The organism is Tamlana sp. I1 (assembly GCF_015355625.1).
Lineage (GTDB): Bacteria > Bacteroidota > Bacteroidia > Flavobacteriales > Flavobacteriaceae > Pseudotamlana.
In genome coordinates, this window is the sequence record NZ_JACLAF010000009.1 from 194,272 (window position 1) to 219,242 (window position 24,971).

Here is a 24,971-nt window from a genome sequence, read left to right on the forward strand (position 1 = left end):
ATTATGAAAATAAAAAACATTTGTTGTATCGGAGCTGGCTATGTAGGCGGCCCTACAATGGCCGTTATAGCTAAAAACAACCCAAATATAAATATCACAATAGTTGATATTAATGCAGATCGTATTGCGGCATGGAATGATTCAGACCTATCGAAACTTCCTATTTTCGAACCAGGATTGGCTGAAATAATAAAGTCTAACAGAAATAAAAATTTGTTTTTTTCTACAGATATAAACACTGCTATCAATAATTCTGAAATGATTTTTATCTCGGTACATACTCCAACTAAAACCTATGGTAAAGGAAAAGGAATGGCATCAGATTTAAAATATATCGAGCTTTGTGCTAGAAATATTGCAGAAGTTGCCAAAACTGATAAAATTGTAGTCGAAAAATCGACTTTACCTGTTAGAACTGCAGAAACTATAAAAAGCATACTACACAATTCTGGTAGTGATTTTAAATTTGATATCTTATCGAATCCTGAATTTTTAGCTGAAGGAACTGCCGTTAACGATTTACTAAATCCAGATCGTGTTTTAATTGGAGGAGAATCTGATGAAGCCATAGAGTGTCTGGCTAATATTTACAAAAGTTGGGTGCCTCAAGAAAAAATTCTGACAACCAATTTATGGTCTTCCGAGTTGTCTAAATTAACAGCCAATGCCTTTTTAGCGCAACGTATTTCTTCAATAAATTCTATTTCTGAATTATGTGAACAAACTGGAGCTAATGTCAATGAAGTTGCTAAAGCAATAGGTATGGACTCTAGAATTGGATCTAAGTTTTTACATGCCTCAGTTGGTTTTGGAGGTTCTTGTTTTCAAAAAGATATTTTAAACCTTGTTTATATTGCAAAAAGTTATGGTTTAAATGAAGTCGCTGACTACTGGGAACAGGTCATACTAATGAATGATCATCAGAAAAGACGTTTTTCAGACCGTCTAATAAAAACTCTATACAACACGGTTTCCGGAAAAAAAATAGGAATGCTAGGATGGGCTTTTAAAAAAGACACAAACGATACCAGGGAGTCGGCTGCTATTTATGTTACAGATCATTTGTTAAATGAACAGGCAAACATATCTGTTTACGACCCTAAGGTACCTCATAATAAAATTCAAACCGATTTAAATTATTTAAATACCAGAACTGAAGATGAAAATGAAGCTGGTGTTAGTACATCATCGTCACCATACGACGCATTGAAAGATGCCCATGCGGTGGCTATTATGACAGAATGGGATGAATTTAAAACATACGATTGGAAAAAAATCTATGCCGATATGAAAAAACCAGCCTTCATTTTTGACGGTAGGAATATCTTAGAAAAATCGGAGATGGAAAAAATTGGATTTGAATACTATTCAATAGGACAATAATTATGAGTAAAGAGAAAATTGCAGTTATAGGTCTTGGGTATGTTGGCTTACCACTTGCTCGCCTTTTTGGAACAAAATATGCTGTTGTAGGGTTTGATATAAACAATGAAAGAGTTGCTGAATTACAAAAAGGTATTGATGCTACCTTAGAAGTTGAAAAAGAGGTATTACAATCTGTATTAAAGACAACTTCCGATGATACTTTAGGTCTTTATTGTTCTTCAAATTTAGATGATATTGCAGACTGCAATTATTATGTAGTAACTGTACCTACACCGATAGACAAAAACAACAGACCAGATTTAACACCACTTTATAAGTCTAGCGAAACGGTGGCCAAAGTATTAAAAAAAGGAGATATTGTTATTTATGAGTCTACTGTTTACCCTGGTGTTACTGAAGATGAATGTGTCCCTGTTCTTGAAAAAATTAGTGGATTAAAATTCAATAAAGACTTTTATGCTGGTTACTCCCCAGAGCGTATTAATCCTGGTGATAAATTGCATACTGTTGATAAAATTTTGAAAGTTACCGCAGGATCAACGCCGGAAATTGGTAAAAAAGTGGATGCGTTATATGCAAGTGTTATTACCGCTGGCACCCACCTAGCTCCTACTATAAAAGTAGCTGAAGCTGCAAAAGTGATTGAGAATTCGCAACGTGATATTAATATTGCTTTTGTTAACGAATTAGCAAAAATATTCAATTTAATGGATATTGACACACATGCCGTTTTGGAGGCTGCTGGTACTAAATGGAATTTCTTACCATTTAAACCTGGACTTGTTGGTGGGCATTGTATTGGTGTAGACCCTTATTATTTAGCGCAAAAAGCACAAGAAGTTGGGTATCATCCTGAAATCATTTTAGCCGGACGTCGTGTAAATGATAGCATGGGGCAATATGTTGCTTCAGAAGTCATCAAATTAATGGTTAAAAATGATATCCGTATTAAAGGAGCTAATATCTTGGCTTTAGGGATTACATTTAAAGAGAATTGTCCAGATGTTAGAAATACCAAGGCAGTTGATGTCATAAATCAACTTAAAAGCTACGGAACGAATGTTACTATCTACGACCCTTGGGCAAACCCGAATGAAGTAAAACATGAATATAATCTAGATACTGTAAAACAATTGCCCAATGAAAAATTTGACGCCATAGTTTTAACCGTTGCTCATCAGGAGTTTTTACAGGAAAACTTAAGCAAATTATTAAAACCTAAGGGTATTTTATATGATGTAAAAGGAATTTTAAAGGAGTATGTTCATGGAAAATTATAACAATTTTAAAACTAAAATCTACCCTATATTTTGAGTCAATTAAAAAAAGGAGCCGTTTTAACTTATATAAAAATTGTTTTAACAAATATAGTAGGATTACTCCTTACCCCTTTTATTATTAAAAATTTGGGCGATTCGGAGTACGGTGTATATATTCTAATTGGTTCTTTTGTAGGATATCTTGGTTTAATGAACCTTGGGATTAATAATGCTATTATCAGGTACGTTGCCAAATATAAGGCTAAAAATGATAAACAAGGAGAGCAAGAGTTTTTGGGAACTACAATGTGGATTTACATAGTAATTTCTTTAGTTTTAACCATTATAGGATACTTCTTGTATTTTAAATTGGACTCCGTTTTTGCTGATTCGTTAACAACAGAAGAGTTAAGAATAGGTAAAATCATGTTTATTATTTTGGTAGGAAACATTGCTATAGCTTTACCTGGTGGAGCTTTTTCGGCTATATGTAGTGGTTACGAAAGCTTTGTGTTTCCTAATTTGCTGTCAATTATTAAATACATAGTTAGAGCAATAGTCATTTTCTGTGCTTTATTAATGGGAGGAAAAGGTATAAGTATTGTAGTTATTGATACCGTTTTAACTCTTATGATAATAATAGTATCTGCAATATTTGTTAGAAAAAAGCTAGGGGTTCAAATCCCACTAAAGCTATTTAACAAAAAACTAGTAAAGGATATTTTTAATTACTCCATATGGGTGTTTTTATTTGCCATCGTCTTTAAATTTCAATGGAATACCGGCCAAATCATACTAGGAATTAACACAGATACTACAACGGTTGCAATATACGGTATAGGTGTGATGCTAGGCGGTTATTATGGTGCATTTGCTTCTGGAATTAATAGTGTTTTAATCCCTAGAGCTACCCAAATGGTTGTAAGAAAAAGCAGTGGGATTGATTTAACAGAAGCCATGATAAAAATTGGAAGGCTAAATACATTTATATTACTTTTAGTAATAAGTGGTTTTATTTTATTCGGGAGAGCATTTATCTCTCTTTGGGTAGGCGAAGCTTATATACAATCGTGGGCTGTAGCTCTATTATACATGTCTGTTCTAACACTGCCTTTAATACAGTCTTTTGGAAATTCTATACTTGAAGCTAAAAGATTAAATAGATATAAATCAATTATAAGTGCTTTAACGGTAACAATTGCAATTGCTTTAAGTTTTCTTTTAACCAAAGTTTATGGGATTTTTGGAGTCGTTATACCGCTTGTATTAGCTATGGCTATAAACAGTATTATTATGAATTTCTATTATAGAAAAAAATTTGATTTTAAGATATTTTTATTCTTTAAAGAATGCCTTTTATCTTCTTTGATTGTATTTATAATTTTAACATCTGTTTTTTATTATGTCATCTCTAAATTCAATCTAAATTCATGGTTTTCTTTTGTTTTTGGCATTGTTGTTTATGCATCGCTTTATTTAATAACAACATACTATTTTTTAATGAATAATTATGAAAAAACGTTGATTCTAAACATGTTTAAACGGAAAAAGAAATGAAAAAAATCTTATTTTTTGTTGAATCATTGCATTGTGGAGGTGCTGAAAAAAGTTTATTAAGTTTACTTAATAATATTGACTTAAGTAGATACGATATCAATCTCATGGTATTTGTAAAAGGTGGTGAATTTGAAAAATTTGTTCCACAAGGAATTGATATAAAACATGCAGATGTTAATATTGGTGCTTTTGAGCGCATAAAATTTAAATTATTAAGGTTTTTAGATATAAAAAATAAAAACCATAATGCTCAATTATTTTGGAAAAGTATTAATTCTAAAATACCTAAAAACGAAGAAGCTTACGATCTAGCTATTGCTTGGGGACAAGGTTTTGCTACTTACTACGTGTCTCAAAAGATAAATGCAGTTAAAAAACTAGCTTGGGTAAATATTGATTACAAAAAAGCAGGCTATAATTGGAAAATGGATTTGGATTTATATAAAAATTTCAATAAAGTTGTTGGCGTTTCAGATTTTGTAAAAGAATCCATGCAACAATTTCTACCCAATGAACAGGTTATTTCTATAAGAAATATAATTGACCCAGATGAAATTACAAATCGTGCAGAGCTACCTAAAAAAGATACATTTTGTGATAATTGCATAAATATTGTTTCTGTAGGTAGACTAGCAAAACAAAAAGGATTTGAACTTGCTATTAGAGCCATGAAAATTTTAACTAATGAGAATTCAAAAAAAATACATCTTTATATTATAGGAGAAGGTCCAGAAAGGGCTTTTTTGGAAAATGAAATAGAAACCAATATGATGAGTGAAAATTGTACATTATTAGGTTTTAGAGACAATCCATACCCTTATATAAAAGCTGCCGATATTTATTTACAGAGCTCATGGTTTGAGGGATTAGGCAGAACAATTATAGAAGCTGGACTTTTATGTAAACCCATTGTTACCACTAATTTCCCTACAGCTCACTCCATTCTAAAACAAGAAAAAACAGGGCTCATAGTAAATATGACCCCCATAGATATAGCTAATGGTTTAAAAAGAATAATCGATAATAATGATTTTAAAAACACCCTAATTCATAATTTAAAACATCAAGAGGATAATGAAAAAGAAAAAACTCTTAGGTTGGTTTACGATTTATTTGATACCATTTAGCTAATTATAGTTTAAGAATTTATAATTATGATAATAAAAACCATTACCTGCCATGAAGTTTATAATCATGGAGCAAGTCTTCAAGAATACGCTTTAATTAAGTACCTTGAACAGCTTGGTCATGATGCAGAAACTATACATTACAAACCTTCATATTTAAGTAATCATTTTAAAATGGATTCGGTTGGTCATCCATTTTTTAAAAAAAACACAATCTTTAGAGCTGTTTATTTAACGCTAAAGCTTCCTAAAAGATTAATTAATCTAAAACGCAAGAAAAGATTTGATGCCTTTTCTAAGCAATTTATTAAATCAACAGAAAATTTATATAAAACTAATGAAGAGCTAAAAAACAACCTACCGTTGGCAGACGCCTATATTTGTGGTAGTGATCAAATATGGAATTCTTATTTTGAAAATGGAAAAGACCCTGCCTTTTATCTAGATTTTGTTCCTAATGAAAAATTGAAACTATCTTATGCTGCTAGTTTTGCTATAGATAAATTAGAAGACGACATTAAAGGTTTTGTAAAAGAAAAAGTATCTCGATTAAATTATATATCTGTTAGAGAATCTTCGGGTAAAAAAATTCTTGAAGATTTAGGAGTTAGCAACGTACATCAAGTATTAGACCCGGTGTTTTTATTAAATCCTTCTGATTGGAAGTTGTTAGAGAATAAAAAAATAGTAGAGCAGGATTATATTTTTATTTATGATTTTGATTCCAATCCCTTAATTAAAACAATGGCACTTAATTTAAAACAAAAATATGGTTGGAAAATTATTACCGTAAATGAGTTGATAAATTATGCCGACAAAAACTATTTTTTAAATGGCCCTGATGTGTTTCTATCCTTAATGAAAAACGCAAAATTTGTAATTGCAAATAGTTTTCATGCCGTTGCCTTTTCAATTATTTTTCAAAAAGATTTTGTTGTTTTTAATAGAATGGAAAAAATTAACACTAGAATGAGAGATATGTTGCAGTCTTTAAATCTAGAAGATTTATTAATTTTAAATTCAGAAATGGCTAATTCTCATAAAATAAACACTATAAACTATATAGAAGTTGAAAATAAACTTAATAAGTTAATTACTGCTTCAAAAGAATATCTTGATAAAGCCTTGAAAGTTAGTTATGACTAAATTATTATATATAACCAATCAAATTTCTAATTCAGGTGGACTAGAACGTGTTTTATCAATCAAGGCTAGTTTCCTAGCAGAAAAAATGGGTTATGAAGTTCATATTCTAACATTAAATGATCGTACTGAAAATTTGTTTTATGATTTTAGCCCAAAAATTATTCATCATAATTTAAGCATTTCATCTAATAAAATTAAATATCTATTTGACTATATTAAAGGTATTCGAGAAAAAGTGAAGTTAATTAATCCAGATATTATAAGTGTCTGTGATGATGGTCAAAAAGGTTTTTTAATCCCTAAAATTATTAAAAAACCATGCCCTATGGTTTATGAGCGGCATGTGTCTAGGGTTATTGTTGGATCTAATACAAAATCAAACTTAATAAATAAGCTACAAATCCTAACAAAAAATGCAATAATGGATTATGGAGCTAACGCATATGATGCCTTTGTTGTATTAACAAAAAGTAATGTATCTGAATGGAAAAACCAAAATGTAAAAGTGATTTCAAACCCATTATCATTTTACCCTGAAGAAAGTGCCTTACTTAAAAATAAAAAAGTCATTGCCGTTGGTAAGCATTGCTATCAAAAAGGATATGATCGATTATTAAAAATTTGGCAAATTGTTATAAAAAAACATCCTGATTGGTGTTTAGAAATTTACGGCGCCCCTAATAAAGATCATAATTTAAAAGAGTTAGCTAATAAACTGAATATTGAAAAAAATGTAACATTTTACAAGCCAGAAAAAAATATAAAAGAAAAGTTCATGGAAGCATCAATACACGTATTATCGTCAAGATATGAGGGTTTCGGTATGGTGCTTATAGAAGCCATGTCTTGTGGAGTCCCTCCTATTTCTTTTGATTGTCCATGTGGCCCTTCGGATATTATTACTGAAAATAAAGACGGTATTTTAATTAAAAATGGTGATGTACAAGAATTTAGTGCAGCCTTATTTAAACTCATAGAAAATGAGAATTTAAGGCTGGAAATGGGCAAACAAGCTAAAACAAACGTAAAAAGATATCTGCCTGAAAATATTGTTAAACAATGGGATGAATTATTTGTCTCTCTAATAAAGTAAATTTATTGCTAGAAATTATAATGATATAAAATTAAATGGTAAAAAAAATTATAATATTAACTGATCAAGTTTCTGAAATTGGAGGAATCAATAGTTTGATTTATTTGAAGTCAAATTATTGGGTTTCAGTTAAATCCTACCAGGTGGATATTATAACCACAGAACAAAAAGGCAAACCTTCATTTTACCCTTTAGACAAAAAAGTTAGGTTACACGATTTATCTATAAATTATGATAGAAATACAAGCTATTTCAAACGGAAAAATTTAATCAGAATTTTCAAAAATTTAGTTTTATTACAAAAAAAAATCAGCAATATAAAACCTGATTTTATAATTATTGCGAACCATATACCTGTTACTTTTTTTTTCCCATTATTAATTACGAAAGCAAAATTTATTAAAGAATTTCATTTTTCAAAGTTTCATATTTCAAAACAAAAACAATCAGTTTTCAAAAAATTTGAAGAAAAAATTCAATCAAAATTAGATACTTTAATTGTTTTGAGTCCAGAAGAACGAACATTTTATAAAAATGATAATATAGCTGTAATACCCAATCCTATAGACATCGATATAAAAGATGACCTAAAATTTCAAGGTAGAAAGCATATTGCAATGTCGGCCGGTAGGATAGCTCAAGTAAAAAGGTTTGATACACTTATAGATATATGGTCTCTATTTGTAAAAAACAATACAGACTGGAAATTAGAAATTTATGGTGATGGCGAAGAAAAATACGTAAAAGCTCTAAATGAAAAAATAAAAAAATTAGAGCTTTCAAACTTTGTTGAAATAAAACCCTCAACAAACTCCTTAAAAACTAAAATGTATGAAAACGGCCTATATTTAATGACCTCTGAAGCTGAATGTTTTCCAATGGTACTATTAGAAGCTAAATCTTGTGGCTTACCAATTATCTCGTTCAACTGCCCTACTGGTCCTAGAAATATTTTAAAAAATAATTTTGATGGAATATTAGTTGAGGATAAAAACAATAAAGAATTTGTCGATAAATTAATAGAACTCACAACGAATGAATCCTTAAGAATAAAATTAGCAACTAACGCTTACAATACTATTAATGATTATAGTCTTAACAAAATTATGACACTATGGGATAATCAAATTTTAAATAAAAAGCTATGAAAATCCTTCAAATTATACATCAATTATTTTTCTTGCCGCACTGGTTATTATTCTTAAATCATAAAAACAAAGAATTAATAATTGAAGACATATACGCTTTAAAACCTAAGCGAAAATCCAGTTTACATATGGCTTACGATTTAACAGCTAGTTTAGCAGAGAGTAAATATTTTAGGACTTTATTTTACTTTAGAACTAGAGGATTTTTCACTAATATTCTTAGGTTGTTTTACCCAAAAGAAAATAGATTGACCATAGATATTAATTCAAATATTGATGGTGGTGTTATTTTAGCCCATCCCTACAGTTCCATTATTAACGCCAAAAGTATTGGGAAAAACTTATATATAAATCAATTAGTAACTATAGGGGAAAAAGATGGAGAAAGGCCAATAATTGGTCATAATGTTAAATTGTATTCTAATTGTACAATAATAGGCGGAATAACCATAGGCAACAATTGTATTATAGGGGCTGGAGCCGTTGTTGTAAAGGATGTTCCTGATAACGCGGTTGCAGTAGGTAATCCCGCTAGAATTATAAAAAAAGGAAATCAAACTAATTAAAATAGAAAATATTAATAATTATATGCGGTAATATTTTTGTTTATGAGTAATAAACAAATAATAACCATTAAATCATTTCTCCATGTTTAGTATTAACCCGAAATATTATTATGACATATTCATACACTTCTGTTTGTTTTTGGTTTTGTTTACATTATTTCATAGTTATATTTTATCACTTTGGGATAAGAAAAATATTGCATTTATAAGGGTGTCGGGTTATACATTATTAATATTTGTTTTACTTTTTATGGGTTTACGACCTTATAGTAAATATTTTGGTGACATGGTAAATTACACGGTTTTATTTAATAAATACGCAGCTGGAGCTCCTGCTAACACTGATAAAGATGTGTTTTTTAATTATTTTACAAAATTCTGTTCAAGCGTCATGACAATAAAGGCCTATTTTGCTCTTTGTACAATAATTTATATATGGCCAATGTATAGAATATCAAAAGAACTTTTTAAAGAATATTGGTATTATAGTTTTTTGTTATTTTTAGTTTCCTTTTCTTTCTGGACTTACGGTGTTAATGGTATGCGTAATGGTATGGCTACCTCGCTTTTTCTTCTTGGAGTTTCATACAGAAGAAAAAAACCTTTAATGATTATTATTTTTATTATTGCTAGTTATACCCACCAAACCGTTGTTCTACCCATTTTAGCCTATACGATATCTGTTTTTTATAACAAACCAAAAGTTTTTATTTATGGTTGGTTTGCAGCGATTCCATTGTCATTAATTCTTGGTGGCTTTTGGGAATCTACTTTTGCTAGTTTGGGCTTTGGTGGTGATAGATTATCTTATTTAACTACTGAAGCTAAGGCAGGAACATTTTCGAGAACAGGTTTTCGTTGGGATTTCTTAATATATGGAGCTGGAGCAATATTTGCTGGATGGTATTTTATATTTAAAAGAAAATTTAATGATAAAATTTATCACCAATTATTTATCACTTACACCATATGTAATGCCTTTTGGATTTTAGTTATTAGAGCTAACTTTTCAAATAGGTTTGCATATTTGTCGTGGTTTATGATGGGGTTGATTATTATTTATCCTTTTCTAAAGCAACAATTTTTCAAAAATCAACATATCGTCTTAGGCAAAGTGATTTTATTATATTTCAGTTTCACTTATTTTATGTACCTAATTAGTTAAGATGAAAGCATTAAAAAGAATTAAAAACAAAATAAAACAATAAATAGTATTAAATCTAACACATAAAAACTATGCAATTAAGTATAATAATACCGATATATAATGCTGAAAAACAAATTAAAAATTGTGTTGAATCTATTATTAATCAAAATTTCAAGGAGGGTAATTTTGAAATAATTTTGGTAAATGATGGATCAACAGATCAATCTGAAAAAATTTGTTTAAATCTTGAAAAAGAAATTTTAGGTATAAGATATTTTACTAAAGAAAATGCCGGTCCAGGCCATACAAGAAACTATGGTTTATCTTATGCGAAAGGCGAATATATTTGGTTTATTGATGCTGATGATTATTTGGTTCCAAACGTGGGCAAAACCCTCGTAAAGGAATTAGAAAGTCAACTTGACATGTATGTTTTTGGATACCAATCAGTTACTGAAAATGGTGATATTATTTCAAAAACTACTTATTTAAATGAAGTTCTCAGCCCTATTCAATCCCTTGAGAAAAAATATTATACTAATACGATTTGGTGTAAACTTATTAAAAAATCTATTTTAAAAGATAATAATATTACTTTTAGGGAAGATGTTAGAGGTCCTGAAGATTTTCACTTTAGTTTACGTCTTTTAAGTGTCATAAAAAAACTTAAAACACTCGATATTATTTGTTATAATTATCTTGAAAATCCTACTAGCTTGATGAATTCTAGATCTGAAATTCATCTTCAAAATTTAGCTAATGCTAGTGTAATTGTGGCTAATGATCTTAAACAATTTATTTCAAATATAGATGAAGATGAAAAAAAAGTGGCTTTTAGTAATTGGTTGAATCACTTTTTATACGGACTTATGTTTAGTCTCTTCAGATTCAATTATAGCACAGAATTTATAATTGAAATTATTAACACCTTAAAATCCAATCATAACTATCCTATTAGCACCAACAATCTAAAAGGAAAAAAGAAATTATTTACAAATGTAGCCAATAACAAATTAGCTTTTCTTCAAGCTTGCCGCGTTAAAAGATTAGTCAAATAATAATTAATATAACTTTATAAAAATTTTGTTTTATATAGACACTTTAATGGTATTTGAACCACTAATCCAGCCAAAATTATTTATCTAAATATACCTATCAGTTATACCTTCTCTTACATTATTCCTATCTAATAAATGAAAACACTAACCATTTTTACCCCAACTTTTAACAGAGCATATTGTTTGCATCAATGTTACAATAGTTTAATTAGTCAGAATAATAAAAATTTTATTTGGCTCATAATTGATGATGGATCAACAGATAATACTAAACAGTTAGTAAATTCTTGGGTTGACGAAAAAAAAATAGATATTATATATCACTATCAAGAGAATCAAGGTATGCATGGCGCTCATAACACAGCATATAAATTAATTGATACGCCTTTAAACATGTGTATTGATAGTGATGATTGGGCTGCAGAGAATGCTGTTATGAACATTCTTGAATTATGGAAGCAAATTGAATTTGATGATAGTATAGCTGGAATTGTAGGGTTAGACGCTGATAAGAACGATAATATCATAGGGTCTAAAATACCAGAAAATATTACACAAAGCACACTTTACGATTTATATAATAAACATCATGTAAAAGGGGATAAAAAATTGGTGTATAAAACAGCTATTGTTAAGCAATTCCCACCCTATCCAATTTATAAAGAAGAACGGTTTGTCCCCTTAGGATACTTATATCAATTAATCGATCAACAATACAAATTACTCACAACTAACGCTGTGTTTTGTATTGTTGAATATATGGAAGATGGATCAAGCCTTAATATATTGAAACAATATAGACGACACCCAAAAGGATTCGCTTTTTCAAGAAAGAGTAGAATGCAATTAGGCAAATCTTTTAAGGATAGATTTAAAAACGCCATTCATTATGTATCCAGTTCAATATTTAATAAAAACACTGCATTTATATCAGAATCTCCACGCAAAATGCTTACAGTATTAGCTATACCATTTGGCGTTATGTTACATATCTACATTTTATATAAAACAAAAAAATAATTAGTGTGCAGGTAATTAGAGTTTTACAGGTTTTTACGATAATGAACAGAGGTGGTGCAGAGTCTATGATAATGAATTATTATAGAGCTCTAGATCGTACTAAAATTCAATTTGATTTTATTGTGCATAGGAAAGAAAAGGGCGCTTTTGACGATGAAATTATAAGTTTAGGAGGTAATATCTACAAACTAAACCCTATAAACCCTTTGTTTGCAAAAGGCTACTACAATGAGTTACGGGATTTTTTAAAAAAAAATAAACAGTACAAAATTGTGCATTCTCACCTAAATACTTTTAGTTGTTTTCCGTTAAAAATAGCACAAGAACTAAATATCCCATGCCGTATTGCTCATGCACACATCGCTATAGAACCCATAAACATCATAGATATCTTTCAAAAGAAAGAATCAATAAAAGAAAATTTTAAAAAAATAATTAAATACCAACTTAAAAAAAAGATAGGTAATTATGCTACGCATTATTTTTCTTGTGGAGAAAAAGCTGGAAAATGGCTGTTTGGAGAAAAAAGTACATTTACCATAATGAATAATGCAATTGATGCCCAAAAATTTAGATATAACCCCAAAACTAGTGCTACCTATAAAAATAAATACAATGTAGAAAACAAATTAGTGATTGGACATGTAGGCCGGTTTTCGAGTCAAAAAAATCATCTTTATTTATTTAGAATATTTAAAAGTTTATTACTTAAAAACCCTAACAGTGTTTTATTTCTAGTTGGAGACGGACCAATGAGGCAAAAATTGGAGGCAGAAGTTAAAAGCTTGTCTATAGAACACAATGTACAATTTTTAGGAGTAAGAACTGATATACCTGAATTGTTTCAAATGATGGATGTATTTGTTTTTCCTTCATTTTATGAGGGACTTCCGGTTACCTTAATTGAAGCTCAAACTGCAGGACTGAAAGTCTTTGCCTCTGAAAAAATAACCAAGGAAGTATTATTAACCAACGATATAACATACTTACCTATTGACATTGAACCAGAGGTTTGGGTTGATAAAATTTTACAAAAAAAATCGGAAACGAAAAAAGATAATTTTGAGTTGATAAAAAACAAGGGCTATGATATTTATAAAAACACAGAAATAGTTCAAAATTTTTATTTAAAACAAACACTTAATTAATATGGATAATATAAAGGATAAAATTTATGACAGGTCCCCACATATAATACAAAATATCATTATATCATTATTTAATATCATCTCATATAAAAAGCGATACGGTAGTTTTTACAAAAGCTATAGAAAACAATATTTAGAAAACAGAAATTTATCGCTTGATGAATTAAAAAAAATACAGAAAGCAAAATATAAACTATTTATACAGTACGTAAATAAAAATTCGAAATTTTATAATGAATTATTTAGCAATATTGAAACCCCTGAGGAATTAGACAATATTCAACAATTACCTATATTAAATAAAGAAACATTAAGAAAAAATATTAACCAAACCTATACTATAAATAAAAAAAACGGTGTAATATCTAAAACAGGGGGTACCACGGGTAAATCTCTAGAGGTTATTTATACCCACAAAGACGTCCAAGAAAGGTTTGCCATTTTAGACAATTTTAGAAATAACTTTGGCTACAATTTAGGCGAAAAAACAGCCTGGTTTAGTGGAAAAAATCTGTTATCTAAAAATGATGTTAAAAAAAACAGATTTTGGAAAACAGATAACATATATAACGTACGCTACTACTCCACTTTCCATATTCATAATAATTATTTAGAATTTTACATAAAGAACTTAATTTTATACAAGCCAAAATACATGGTGGGATTTCCATCTACTATGTATGAAATTGCCAAATATGGAATTAAAAATAATATTGAATTTCCTCCAAAAACTATTATAGCAATATTCCCTACAGCAGAAACTATAACAGACGACATTCGAAAGGTTTTAGAAGGTTATTTTAAAACAAATTTATATAATCAATATGCCTCTTCTGAAGGCGCTCCATTTATAACAGAATGTAAAAACAAAAAATTACACCTAGAGTTACAAAGTGGTGTTTTTGAGGTGTTAAACAAGAATGATCAACCTGTAAATAAAGGAAGGCTTGTGGTGACTTCGTTTAATACACATGGAACACCTTTAATACGATATGATATTGGTGACACCATTGAGATAAGTGAAGACCTATGTACCTGTGGAAATAATAACCCAATAGTAAAACAAATTTTGGGTAGAGTTTCTGATTTTATTTATTCTGAAGAGATGGGCAAAATCAATCTAGGTAATATTTCAAACTGTTTGAAAGGAGTTCATGGAGTTATTAAGTTTCAAATTCATCAAAAAGTTCCTGACAAAATACTAGTATTAATAGAAAAAGAGAATCTTATTTTTGACAAAAAAAATGAAGCCATTTTTATAAAAAATTTAAGAGATCGATTAGGTTCTAAAATTACTATTGAAATTAAATATGTTGACTTTATTGAAGTTGAAAAAAGCGGGAAATTTAGAATCGTAAAGAATACTTTAAATATTTAAAAGCATAATAGGAGTCTTTCCCAATCCTAAAAAGACACTATCCTAAAATCTGCGTGAATTCAAATTGATTCATAAAAAAAGTCACCTAAAACAATGGTTTTAGGTGACTTTCATTTTTTGGAACTATTTCTATTTATTTATTCAATTAATTATTTCCACTCACGGAGTTCCCGTTACCATCTATATCAACAGATTTAATTTGGTTATTTATAATACTAGAATCATCTCCCCTAAAGTAAATAGATTCCCTATCTGTATTTTTTATTATGTTATCAATAATAGTCATACCATCAAAATTTGTTGAATGGATACCATAATTCACACCTGTAACACTAATATTATTATTTTCTAATGTTATATTACTATTTTCAATTGTAGCATTATTACCAACTGTATGGATTAAAATTCCATAAGCACTTAATCTTTCCGTACTAGAATTTTCAAGTACATTGTCTTTTACTATTATATTTTTTGAAGAGTCGTATTTATTAATACTTATACAATTACCTGAGTTATTTTTAAAGGAATTATTGGCAAGCAAAACATTATTCATATCAGTTAAACCTAGACCTTCACCTACAAAATTATTGTTTACAATTTCATAACCTGTACCTCTAACCATTGAGCCTGGAGCAGTACATTCAAAATGGTTATCCTTAAAATAAACTTTATACTCTGAATATTTTTCATCATTATTTACACTTGTCCAATAAAATGGCCTGCTATTAACATTAGACATTTGTATTGTATTATTGTTAATTGTAACATTATCTACAAACTGTTGTGCATTAATTCCAAATGCATCTATAATATCACTTTTAATTGTATTATTATAAACTTTAGAATTAATTAAACCTCTTAACATCAATCCAATTTTACAATCAATAATAGTATTGTTATAAATTAAAATATCATCATTAGAAGCTGATATCCCTGTAGCTGCACTTTTAATTGTATTACCAGAAATTTCATTATCTCTACTTTCTATAACCTCACCAGAAGAGAATCCTCCAAAAATTTCTCCATCTGTAATATTATCAATAATTTTACAGCCTCTTGTTGTTGTCCACCCAATAGAACCATCAGTTGTATTTCCTTGTATAGTTACGTTTTCACTTCCTGCAGATAAAATTGAATGATTCACTGTTTTATCAACAGTATTACCTCTAATAATAACATTCTCTACAACCTGTCCTGCATCAGCCTCAACAATAATGCCTACTTTAGGAGCTACACCTTCTGAAAGACCATATCCAGCATTCAAATCATTACCTGCGTTAAATGATGTACAATTTTCAATTATAATGCCTTTACCATCTGTTATGGATAAATTATTTGCTCTATTTGAGTCAAAATTACAATTTGATATTGTAACATTTAAACTAGGCACATAATCCGGATTTCCTTCAAATAAAAAACTATTGATAGTTAAACCTGTATATGCAGAAAAATTCATGGTTACATGATCAACATTTATATTTTGACCACCTTTTATTTCGAAAAGAGAAAGCCCGCCATCTAGTCCCCCTCTTTGTTTCCTATCTCCTATCAAATTCCCTCCAGAAACAGTAATATCATTCTCTAAATATATTCTTATGGCAATAGAGCTTTGATGATCATCAATAGGAAATACTCTTAAAAATGTATTTTCAGACATTTTTAAATGAAAATTAGATGGCAAAGTTATAATGGGAGATAAATTAGCTGCACTAGGTTCTCTAATTGTATTAAAGTAGGCATCCATTTTGTCAATTTTAAATGTACTAATATCCATTTTATGAATTAGATCAATAATTTCCTGAATAATTAAATGGTTTTTATAGGCAACTTCTTTAGAAACTTCACCTTCCACAATACCCCATCGTTCAGGAATAAAAGTGAACTCATCTTCCTTTAATTTAATAGAATTACCACTGATAACAAGATCTTTATTTAATAATTCCCCTGAAATTACTCCTTCACCGGCAAACTTTAATTCACCATTTGTTATATCACCTCCGGCGTAAACGATAGAAGTATTACTTGGCAAAGTAACCACTTCACCTTCCAAATCCATCAAACAATCAATTACGATCTCACTGCCAGCTTCTACTTGGCTTAAAAGAAAATCACAAGGCGCTGTGGCTTCTTCAATTATATCTTCTTCAGATTTATCATTAGTTTCTTCTTCTTTTTCCTGGGTAATATCTTCAACAAAAAGTTCTTCATTATTACAAGATAAAGTGAAGATAAATAGAAATAATAAAATTGGGTTTAAAATAGTTTTCATAATTGCAATAAGCTTGGTGTGATAAATTAACATTTGATAAAGTTATAAAATATAATACAAAATAATCGTTAAAAAGATTGCTTTATTCGATAAAACGTAAATTAATTTTTAAAAATACGATTAAAAGTAATTTTTCTTGGACGAAAAACAAGGTCTAGATAAAAATCAACATTTATAATTACGCACAAATACATGTTTTAGACTTCATCAATTATAATTTAACATATAACAATCACAAAAATACGTATAAACGTCTATTTTTCAGTGTCTTATAGATACATGTTATTGTGTTTTTTCAACATTTAATAATTCCTACAATTAAAGGATTAAATCCTCTACACATCATAAAGTATTGTATTACAATTGTTTATAGAAATATTCTTCATGAAATAAAAATTCGACAAAATACAATTAACTCATTTTTAAATAATTAACACAAACATGCAATAATGTTACTTATATTTGATTATAGCACATATATTATTAAAACTACAATCTCCAGCAAAGCAAAAGGTTATACAAGTTGAAATAAAAAACAAAACTTACAAATTAATTTGAGTAATAAACACCACAAAGAAACTATTAATCGGTAATATTGAACACACCCAAGGATTAATAATTTTATAACTTAACGAATATGGAATTATAATAGATTTATAACAAAAATTAATTCTGTACACTTCACCTTAAAAAAGTGCTAGTAGACAGACAAATTAAAAAACGCTAAGGTTACTTTTCTATATTTGATGGCAGCATTTATTTTTTGATTAAATAACCTCAAATGAAAAAGAAAATTATTAGAGTAACAACTGTTCCTATATCCCTTAGTCGCTTATTGCAAGGCCAACTAAAATTTATGTCCAATAATTTCGACGTTATTGGAGTTTCTTCAAACACTGAAAATCAACTTGATTTGTTTTCTAAATCAGAAAACATACCAACCATAGCGGTTAAAATGACTCGAAAAATCACGCCTTTTCAAGATTTAGATTCACTTTGGAAACTATACCGTATATTTAAAAAAGAAAAACCTTTTATTGTTCACTCTCACACCCCTAAGGCAGGTACAGTTTCAATGATTGCAGCTAGAATTGCTGGTGTTCCTCACCGCCTGCATACTATTGCTGGATTACCGCTTATTGAAGCTACAGGGCCTAAAAGAACACTACTAAATATTGTAGAAAAATTAACCTATAGTTGCGCTACTAAAATCTACCCCAACTCTTTTGGTTTACAAGATATTATTGTTGAAAATAAATTCACTTCTAATAAAAAATTAAAAGTTATAGCAAACGGAAGTTCAAATGGTATTGACACAGAATACTACAATCCAGAATTATATGAAAAATCTAAAGAATTAAACGAGCTGAGAAATCACTTAAACATAAAGAAAGAAGATTTTGTTTATGTTTTTGTAGGGCGTTTAGTTACAGATAAAGGTATTAATGAGCTCATATCAGCTTTTAATAAATTATCTAAAAACCATGAGCATATAAAACTTTTATTAGTTGGGACATATGAAAATGACCTAGATCCATTATATCCAGAAACGTTAACGAGTATTCAAAATAATAAAAACATTATCTCTACGGGATGGGTTGAAGATGTTCGTCCTTACCTTGCAATTTCAGATTCACTAACCTTCCCTAGTTACAGAGAAGGCTTTCCTAATGTAGTTATGCAAGCTGGAGCAATGAAACTACCCTGTATTGTTACTAATATAAATGGATGCAATGAAATTATAAAGCATAACGAAACAGGATTTATTATACCTGTAAAAGATAAAGAGTCCCTATACAATGCTATGCTATTTGTTTTAAACAATATCACAGAAGCTAAAAACATGGGAGCAAAATGTAGAACACATATAATCTCTAACTTTGAGCGGAAAGTAGTTTGGAATGCTCTGTTGGACGAATATAACAGACTTAATTAAAAAATTATCTTTTAAATAATGAAATATTCTTCAGAAGCATTTCATCAAAAATATTAGCGCTTTAACAATTAAAACTAGGCATACTTTCAATTTAAATTACTTTTAAATCATTAAAATGAAAGTGAATTTTTAATTAAAACCTTAGGATTTCAATCATTTCATTAAACTAATAACGTTTTAATAAATAGATTCAACATGCCCTATCATCTATTTATTAAAACGAGAAAACATGAAGATCATTATTTAAATAAATGAAACATACTTGGGCTATTTTAATACTTAATAATTCATAAAATGAATAAAAAGAAAGTACGGATTTATGGTGCTGGAGGACATTCTCAAGTTATTAAAGAAGTCATGGAACTTAATAATTTTGAAGTAACAGATATCTTTGACGACAAACCTAAAGGTGTTCATCATGCCGTTAAAAATGTGACTGTTGGAGCAAAGGAAAATTTAAACAATTTTCCGCATTCCGGCGATCCATTAATAGTTGCCATAGGCATAAACGCACAAAGAGCTGAAATAGCAAAATCGCTTCAGTGTCAATTTGAAAAAGCCATACATCATTCTGCTATAATATCAAAAACCTCAAAAATCGGAGAAGGAACTGTAGTCTTTGCAGGAGCAATTATTCAGTCGAATACCAAAATAGGAAAACACGTTATTATAAATACAGGTGCTAGTATAGATCATGACAATATTATTGGAGACTATGCACATGTATCTCCTAAAGCCGCCCTTTGTGGACATGTTGAAGTTGGAGAAGGAACCCATATTGGCGTTGGAGCTGTTGTAATTCCTAAAGTAAAAATAGGTAAATGGTGTACCATTGGAGCAGGAACTATAGTTTTAAAAGATATTCCAGATTATTCAACGGTTGTTGGTAATCCAGGGAAAATAATAAAGACCATTTAAAAAATGAAAAAGGAAACAAACTTAACAGATATCTCATTTATCGGTTCTGGAATATCAACATCATTTACCTTATTATATTTCTTAGAAAAACTAAAGCAAACGAAAGATGTTGAATCAAAAATTTCAATTAATATAATAGAAAAACATACCGAGTTTAATGTTGGTATACCCTATGGATCCAGATCAGGGTTTTCCACGCTTTTAATCACCTCTTTAAAAAACTTTTTAATCGAGTCTGAATTAGAACTTTTTATAAACTGGCTAAATAAAAACAAAATATGGCTTTTAGAAGCATTTAAAAAAGAAGGCGGAATTTTATCGAAAAAATGGCTTGTAAAAAACCAAGAAGCCATTGAAAACAATAAATGGGAAGACTTATATATTCCAAGACGTTTTTTTGGTTGTTACATTAATTTTAGAGTAAATAATATAATTGATGAACTTAGTAAAAACGGAATTATACAAGTTAGCTTTATTTCCAGCGAAGTAATAGATATTAATAAAAATGGATTATTCTATAAAATACATTTAAAAGACAATTCTATTATAAGTAGTAAAAAAGTGGTTTTATCGGTTGGATCTTTGCCTATAACACATTTGTGTAAAAACACTGATGTCATCGAGAAAAATAATTTTTTACTTGTCAATAATACATACAATCCAGACCTGCTATCCAATTTAAATAAAATAAGAACCTTTATTGACAACAGGAGTAACGAGAGAACAAATATTCTAATTGTTGGAGCAAATGCTAGTGCTTTAGAGTTAATTTATAAAATTAACGATCGCCCCCAAAAAGAGGAAAACAAAACACATTTTACATTCATTTCTACTAACGGGAAAATCCCTGGTTCTTTTATAGATGAAGAAAAACAAAAAATATTTCTCCCAAAACATTTAATCTCATTAAAATCTCATAACAACCTTACAGCGAAGGAAATTGCTGAAGCAACTTTTAAAGATTTAGATAACGCCGATGAAATCAACTTAAACCCAGCCTCAACAGTTGAAATAATATCGAAATCGTTTGGAGAATTACTAGCACATCTTGACCTAAAAGAACTTGAAATTTTTGCTTGCGAATATGGTAACTTAATAGGGAAACGACAACGCTGCGCTGGTAGTCATTACACGTCTGTGATAGATGATTTAGAAAAGCAAAAAAGATTTGAACATATAAGTGGACGTTTTAAAGATATTACAAATGAGCATCATAAATTAATATATAAAGACACACTTACTAAAGAAGATAAAGTACATAATACCCAGTTTCATATCGTTATTAATTGCGCTGGGGGTAAGACTTTAGAAGACCAATCAATACCTGATTTACATAAAAATTTAATTGATAAAAAATATTGCGTTCCAAATAAATCAAAAATAGGATTTCATGTCAATCAATCTCTAGAGGCTAGTGAAAATCTTCATATAATGGGTCCCATGTTAGCTGGAAATATAATAGAAAATAAGGCTGTATGGCATGTTGAACATTGTGGAAGAATTATTTGGCTATCCAAAATCATGTCAGAAATTCTTTTTAAACATTTTTACAGCAAACGTTTTGTTTGTAATTAACTTATCGAATCAAAATTAGCATAGTCATTAATATTTTTATTCATTAATTAATGATTAATATTATTCGCACTTCAATTAATATCATTTTCAGTTACAAAAAAAAGTAGGATTAAAAAACAAATTAAATGTTAATCAAAACACGAAGAAAACTTTACGAGAATTCGATTAAAAGAATCATGGATATATCCATAGCTAGCATTGCTTTAATAATACTGTCTCCTATTTTTTTAATCGTCTATATTACTTTACTAATTTCAAATAATGGAAAAGCGTTCTTTTTTCAAACACGCCCAGGAAAAAATGAAATACCATTTGATATTATAAAGTTTAAAACCATGAATGATAAGAAGGATAACCAAGGAAACTTATTATCTTTTGATCAGCGGGTTACACCAATGGGAGCTTTCATTAGGAAATATTCTTTAGATGAGATTCCACAATTAATTAATGTACTAAAAGGAGAAATGAGCCTTATTGGACCAAGACCCCTACTCCTTGATTATTTACCTCTTTATAACGAACAACAAAAGACACGTCACAATGTGAAGCCAGGGATTACAGGATGGGCTCAAGTTAATGGCAGAAATGCCATTACATGGAAACAAAAATTTAATTTTGATATATGGTACGTTAATAACATCTCTTTTTTATTGGATATAAAAATATTAATATTAACACTAAAAAAAGTAATATTAAAAGATGGTGTTAATAATCAGGCTAATTTAAATATGCCAGCATTTACGGGAACCGATAATGAATAAGCAAAATCATAAAACCCAAAGTAAATGAATGCAGTCAAGATTTGATCTTAACACATATATTATCTTTGAATTATAATTTTTTTATGAATTGCATGACCATTTTTGATATTTTCTATTACTAATATATAAGTTCCATTTGAAAATGTGTTCCCTATTGGTCTTGAATAAGTCCCGTTAAAAACTTCTATTTCCTCTGAAGTCATAATTTGACCAAACATTGTATATATCGATAAATTAAATGTACCATTTTTTAAGCCAGTTACATTCAAATTGGAGGACCTATTAGTAAAAGGAACAGGGAATACTTTTACTTCTTGAGCTTTTAATATTGTACCTATTGCAGTTTCATCGGGATTTTGGATATTTCCTCGAACTACGGCACTTATAATGATTTGAAAAGACTCTTCTTCAATATTTCCTTGATTACCAAAAAGTTTGACTTCAATATTATGTTGGGTTTGCCCTACTTCGAAAATCAATGTTTGCGGACTAGCATCGTATTCTACATGTTTAGTATTAATATCTACAAATCCAAAAACCAACTCTATTTCTTCTGTTGCGGCATGACTAAGATCTACTTGGAAATTGATTACATCCCCCTCATCAATAATAGCATCTGATATAATTATTGTTGAAAATATTTCATTTTCTATATCAGTATTTTTATCATTATCTGTAATCGTAGCCGTGCCTTGAGAATTTGCAATGGTTACATCATTTGTGGCATTGAAAAGATTCACAAAAAAGCTTTCAGTGCTTTCTACAAGTGCATCATCTAAAATAGCAATGTTAATACTTTGAGTCTCTCCTGCATTTCCATTAAAAGTTAAACTTCCGGTAGTAGCAGTGTAATCTTCTCCTGCTTTAGCTGAATTGTTTGCAGTTGAAAAATCTACTGTGAAACCTCCTGAAACAGCGTTATCTAATGAAACCGTAAAAATGGCATTATTATCTTCAGTAACTGTGATATCATTTATACTGATGCTGGCATTTTCAACAGCTAGATCATTATCTGTAATCGTAGCCGTGCCTTGAGAATTTGCAATAGTTACATCATTTGTGGCATTGGAAAGATTCACAAAAAAGCTTTCAGTGCTTTCTACAAGTGCATCATCTAAAATAGCAATATTAATACTTTGGGTTTCTCCTGAATTTCCATTAAAAGTTAAACTTCCGGTAGTTGCAGTGTAATCTTCTCCTGCTTTAGCTGAATTGTTTACCGTTGAAAAATCTACTGTGAAACCTCCTGAAACAGCGTTATCTAATGAAACTGTAAACACGGCATTATTATCTTCGGTAACTGTGATATCATTTATACTGATGCTGGCATTTTCAACAGCTAAATCATTATCAGTAATCGTAGCTGTGCCTTGAGAATTTGCAATAGTTACGTTATTTGTGGCATTGGAAAGATTCACAAAAAAGCTTTCAGTGCTTTCTACAAGTGCATCATCTAAAATAGCAATATTAATACTTTGGGTTTCTCCTGAATTTCCATTAAAAGTTAAACTTCCGGTAGTTGCAGTGTAATCTTCTCCTGCTTTAGCTGAATTGTTTTCCGTTGAAAAATCTACTGTGAAACCTCCTGAAACAGCGTTATCTAATGAAACTGTAAACACGGCATTATTAGCTTCGGTAACTGTGATATCATTTATACTGATGCTGGCATTTTCAGCAGCTATATCATTATCTGTAATTGTAGCCGTGCCTTGCGAATTTGCAATAGTTACGTTATTTGTGGCATTGGACAGATTCACAAAAAAGCTTTCAGTGCTTTCTACAAGTGCATCATCTAAAATAGCAATATTAATACTTTGGGTTTCTCCTGCATCTCCATTAAAAGTTAAACTTCCGTTAGTTGCAGTGTAATCTTCTCCTGCTTTAGCTGAATTGTTTTCCGTTGAAAAATCTACTGTGAAACCACCTGAAACAGCGTTATCTAATGAAACAGTAAAAATGGCATTATTATCTTCGGTAACTGTGATATCATTTATACTGATGCTGGCATTTTCAACAGCTATATCATTATCTGTAATCGTAGCCATACCTTGAGAATTAGCAATGGTTACGTTATTTGTGGCATTGGAAAGATTCACAAAAAAGCTTTCAGTGCTTTCTACAAGTGCATCATCTAAAATAGCAATGTTAATACTTTGAGTCTCTCCTGCATTGCCATTAAAAGTTAAACTTCCGTTAGTTGCAGTGTAATCTTCTCCTGCTTTAGCTGAATTGTTTTCCGTTGAAAAATCTACTGTGAAACCTCCTGAAACAGCGTTATCTAATGAAACTGTAAACACGGCATTATTAGCTTCGGTAACTGTGATATCATTTATACTGATGCTGGCATTTTCAGCAGCTATATCATTATCTGTAATTGTAGCCGTGCCTTGCGAATTTGCAATAGTTACGTTATTTGTGGCATTGGACAGATTCACAAAAAAGCTTTCAGTGCTTTCTACAAGTGCATCATCTAAAATAG

Annotated in this window: 19 protein-coding genes; 17 read left to right on the forward strand and 2 right to left on the reverse strand. The window is 29.6% G+C overall.

Features of this window, described 5'->3' with window-relative positions:
* Window positions 1-3 precede the first annotated feature (3 nt).
* From H6X70_RS10115 to H6X70_RS10175, 13 genes are all read left to right on the forward strand, one after another.
* Window positions 4-1,383, forward strand: a complete 1,380-nt coding sequence (locus H6X70_RS10115; RefSeq protein ID WP_194767562.1) for a nucleotide sugar dehydrogenase — start codon at window positions 4-6, stop codon at window positions 1,381-1,383.
* A 2-nt stretch (window positions 1,384-1,385) separates the two neighbouring features.
* Window positions 1,386-2,666: a nucleotide sugar dehydrogenase gene (locus tag H6X70_RS10120; RefSeq protein ID WP_194767563.1), complete on the forward strand. Its 1,281-nt coding sequence runs from the start codon at window positions 1,386-1,388 to the stop codon at window positions 2,664-2,666.
* Between the two features lie 30 nt (window positions 2,667-2,696).
* On the forward strand, window positions 2,697-4,202 hold the full coding sequence (locus H6X70_RS10125) for an oligosaccharide flippase family protein (RefSeq protein ID WP_194767564.1): 1,506 nt from the start codon (window positions 2,697-2,699) through the stop codon (window positions 4,200-4,202).
* The gene (locus H6X70_RS10130) at window positions 4,199-5,329 is read left to right on the forward strand and encodes a glycosyltransferase (RefSeq protein WP_194767565.1); all 1,131 of its coding nucleotides are present in this window, start codon (window positions 4,199-4,201) and stop codon (window positions 5,327-5,329) included. Before H6X70_RS10125 ends, H6X70_RS10130 begins: the two co-directional genes overlap by 4 nt.
* A 27-nt stretch (window positions 5,330-5,356) precedes the next feature.
* A complete protein-coding gene (locus tag H6X70_RS10135; RefSeq protein WP_194767566.1) occupies window positions 5,357-6,475 on the forward strand; it encodes a polysaccharide pyruvyl transferase family protein in 1,119 nt (372 codons plus the stop codon).
* Window positions 6,468-7,568 (forward strand): glycosyltransferase family 4 protein, encoded by a 1,101-nt coding sequence (locus H6X70_RS10140; protein WP_194767567.1) that lies wholly within the window; start codon window positions 6,468-6,470, stop codon window positions 7,566-7,568. Before H6X70_RS10135 ends, H6X70_RS10140 begins: the two co-directional genes overlap by 8 nt.
* A gap of 35 nt (window positions 7,569-7,603) precedes the next feature.
* On the forward strand, window positions 7,604-8,716 hold the full coding sequence (locus H6X70_RS10145) for a glycosyltransferase family 4 protein (protein WP_194767568.1): 1,113 nt from the start codon (window positions 7,604-7,606) through the stop codon (window positions 8,714-8,716).
* Window positions 8,713-9,282: a serine acetyltransferase gene (locus H6X70_RS17025; protein WP_317171465.1), complete on the forward strand. Its 570-nt coding sequence runs from the start codon at window positions 8,713-8,715 to the stop codon at window positions 9,280-9,282. The genes H6X70_RS10145 and H6X70_RS17025 overlap by 4 nt, the downstream gene beginning before the upstream one ends.
* Before the next feature lie 82 nt (window positions 9,283-9,364).
* Entirely contained in the window at window positions 9,365-10,447 is a 1,083-nt protein-coding gene (locus H6X70_RS10155; RefSeq protein WP_194767569.1) for an EpsG family protein, read from the forward strand.
* Between the two features lie 71 nt (window positions 10,448-10,518).
* The gene (locus tag H6X70_RS10160) at window positions 10,519-11,487 is read left to right on the forward strand and encodes a glycosyltransferase family 2 protein (RefSeq protein ID WP_194767570.1); all 969 of its coding nucleotides are present in this window, start codon (window positions 10,519-10,521) and stop codon (window positions 11,485-11,487) included.
* Between the two features lie 135 nt (window positions 11,488-11,622).
* On the forward strand, window positions 11,623-12,507 hold the full coding sequence (locus H6X70_RS10165) for a glycosyltransferase family 2 protein (RefSeq protein ID WP_194767571.1): 885 nt from the start codon (window positions 11,623-11,625) through the stop codon (window positions 12,505-12,507).
* 41 nt (window positions 12,508-12,548) lie between these two features.
* Window positions 12,549-13,655 (forward strand): glycosyltransferase family 1 protein, encoded by a 1,107-nt coding sequence (locus tag H6X70_RS10170; protein WP_194767572.1) that lies wholly within the window; start codon window positions 12,549-12,551, stop codon window positions 13,653-13,655.
* A 1-nt stretch (window position 13,656) separates the two neighbouring features.
* Window positions 13,657-15,033 (forward strand): phenylacetate--CoA ligase family protein, encoded by a 1,377-nt coding sequence (locus H6X70_RS10175; RefSeq protein WP_228530327.1) that lies wholly within the window; start codon window positions 13,657-13,659, stop codon window positions 15,031-15,033.
* Window positions 15,034-15,178: 145 nt separating this feature from the next.
* Here H6X70_RS10175 and H6X70_RS10180 read toward each other — a convergent pair whose 3' ends face one another.
* A complete protein-coding gene (locus H6X70_RS10180; RefSeq protein ID WP_194767573.1) occupies window positions 15,179-17,302 on the reverse strand; it encodes a right-handed parallel beta-helix repeat-containing protein in 2,124 nt (707 codons plus the stop codon).
* A 781-nt stretch (window positions 17,303-18,083) separates the two neighbouring features.
* Here H6X70_RS10180 and H6X70_RS10185 point away from each other — a divergent pair.
* From H6X70_RS10185 to H6X70_RS10200, 4 genes are all read left to right on the forward strand, one after another.
* Window positions 18,084-19,238 carry a glycosyltransferase family 4 protein gene (locus tag H6X70_RS10185; RefSeq protein WP_194767574.1) on the forward strand — a complete coding sequence of 385 codons (1,155 nt, stop codon included), beginning with the start codon at window positions 18,084-18,086 and terminating at the stop codon, window positions 19,236-19,238.
* A gap of 294 nt (window positions 19,239-19,532) precedes the next feature.
* Window positions 19,533-20,156 carry an acetyltransferase gene (locus H6X70_RS10190; RefSeq protein WP_194767575.1) on the forward strand — a complete coding sequence of 208 codons (624 nt, stop codon included), beginning with the start codon at window positions 19,533-19,535 and terminating at the stop codon, window positions 20,154-20,156.
* A gap of 3 nt (window positions 20,157-20,159) precedes the next feature.
* Window positions 20,160-21,731 (forward strand): FAD/NAD(P)-binding protein, encoded by a 1,572-nt coding sequence (locus H6X70_RS10195; RefSeq protein ID WP_194767576.1) that lies wholly within the window; start codon window positions 20,160-20,162, stop codon window positions 21,729-21,731.
* A gap of 176 nt (window positions 21,732-21,907) precedes the next feature.
* Complete coding sequence (locus tag H6X70_RS10200) at window positions 21,908-22,492, forward strand: sugar transferase (protein ID WP_317171466.1); 585 nt, start codon at window positions 21,908-21,910, stop codon at window positions 22,490-22,492.
* 59 nt (window positions 22,493-22,551) lie between these two features.
* Here H6X70_RS10200 and H6X70_RS10205 read toward each other — a convergent pair.
* Window positions 22,552-24,971 (reverse strand): T9SS type A sorting domain-containing protein (locus tag H6X70_RS10205; RefSeq protein ID WP_194767578.1); only part of this gene is annotated, 2,420 nt, incomplete at its 5' end.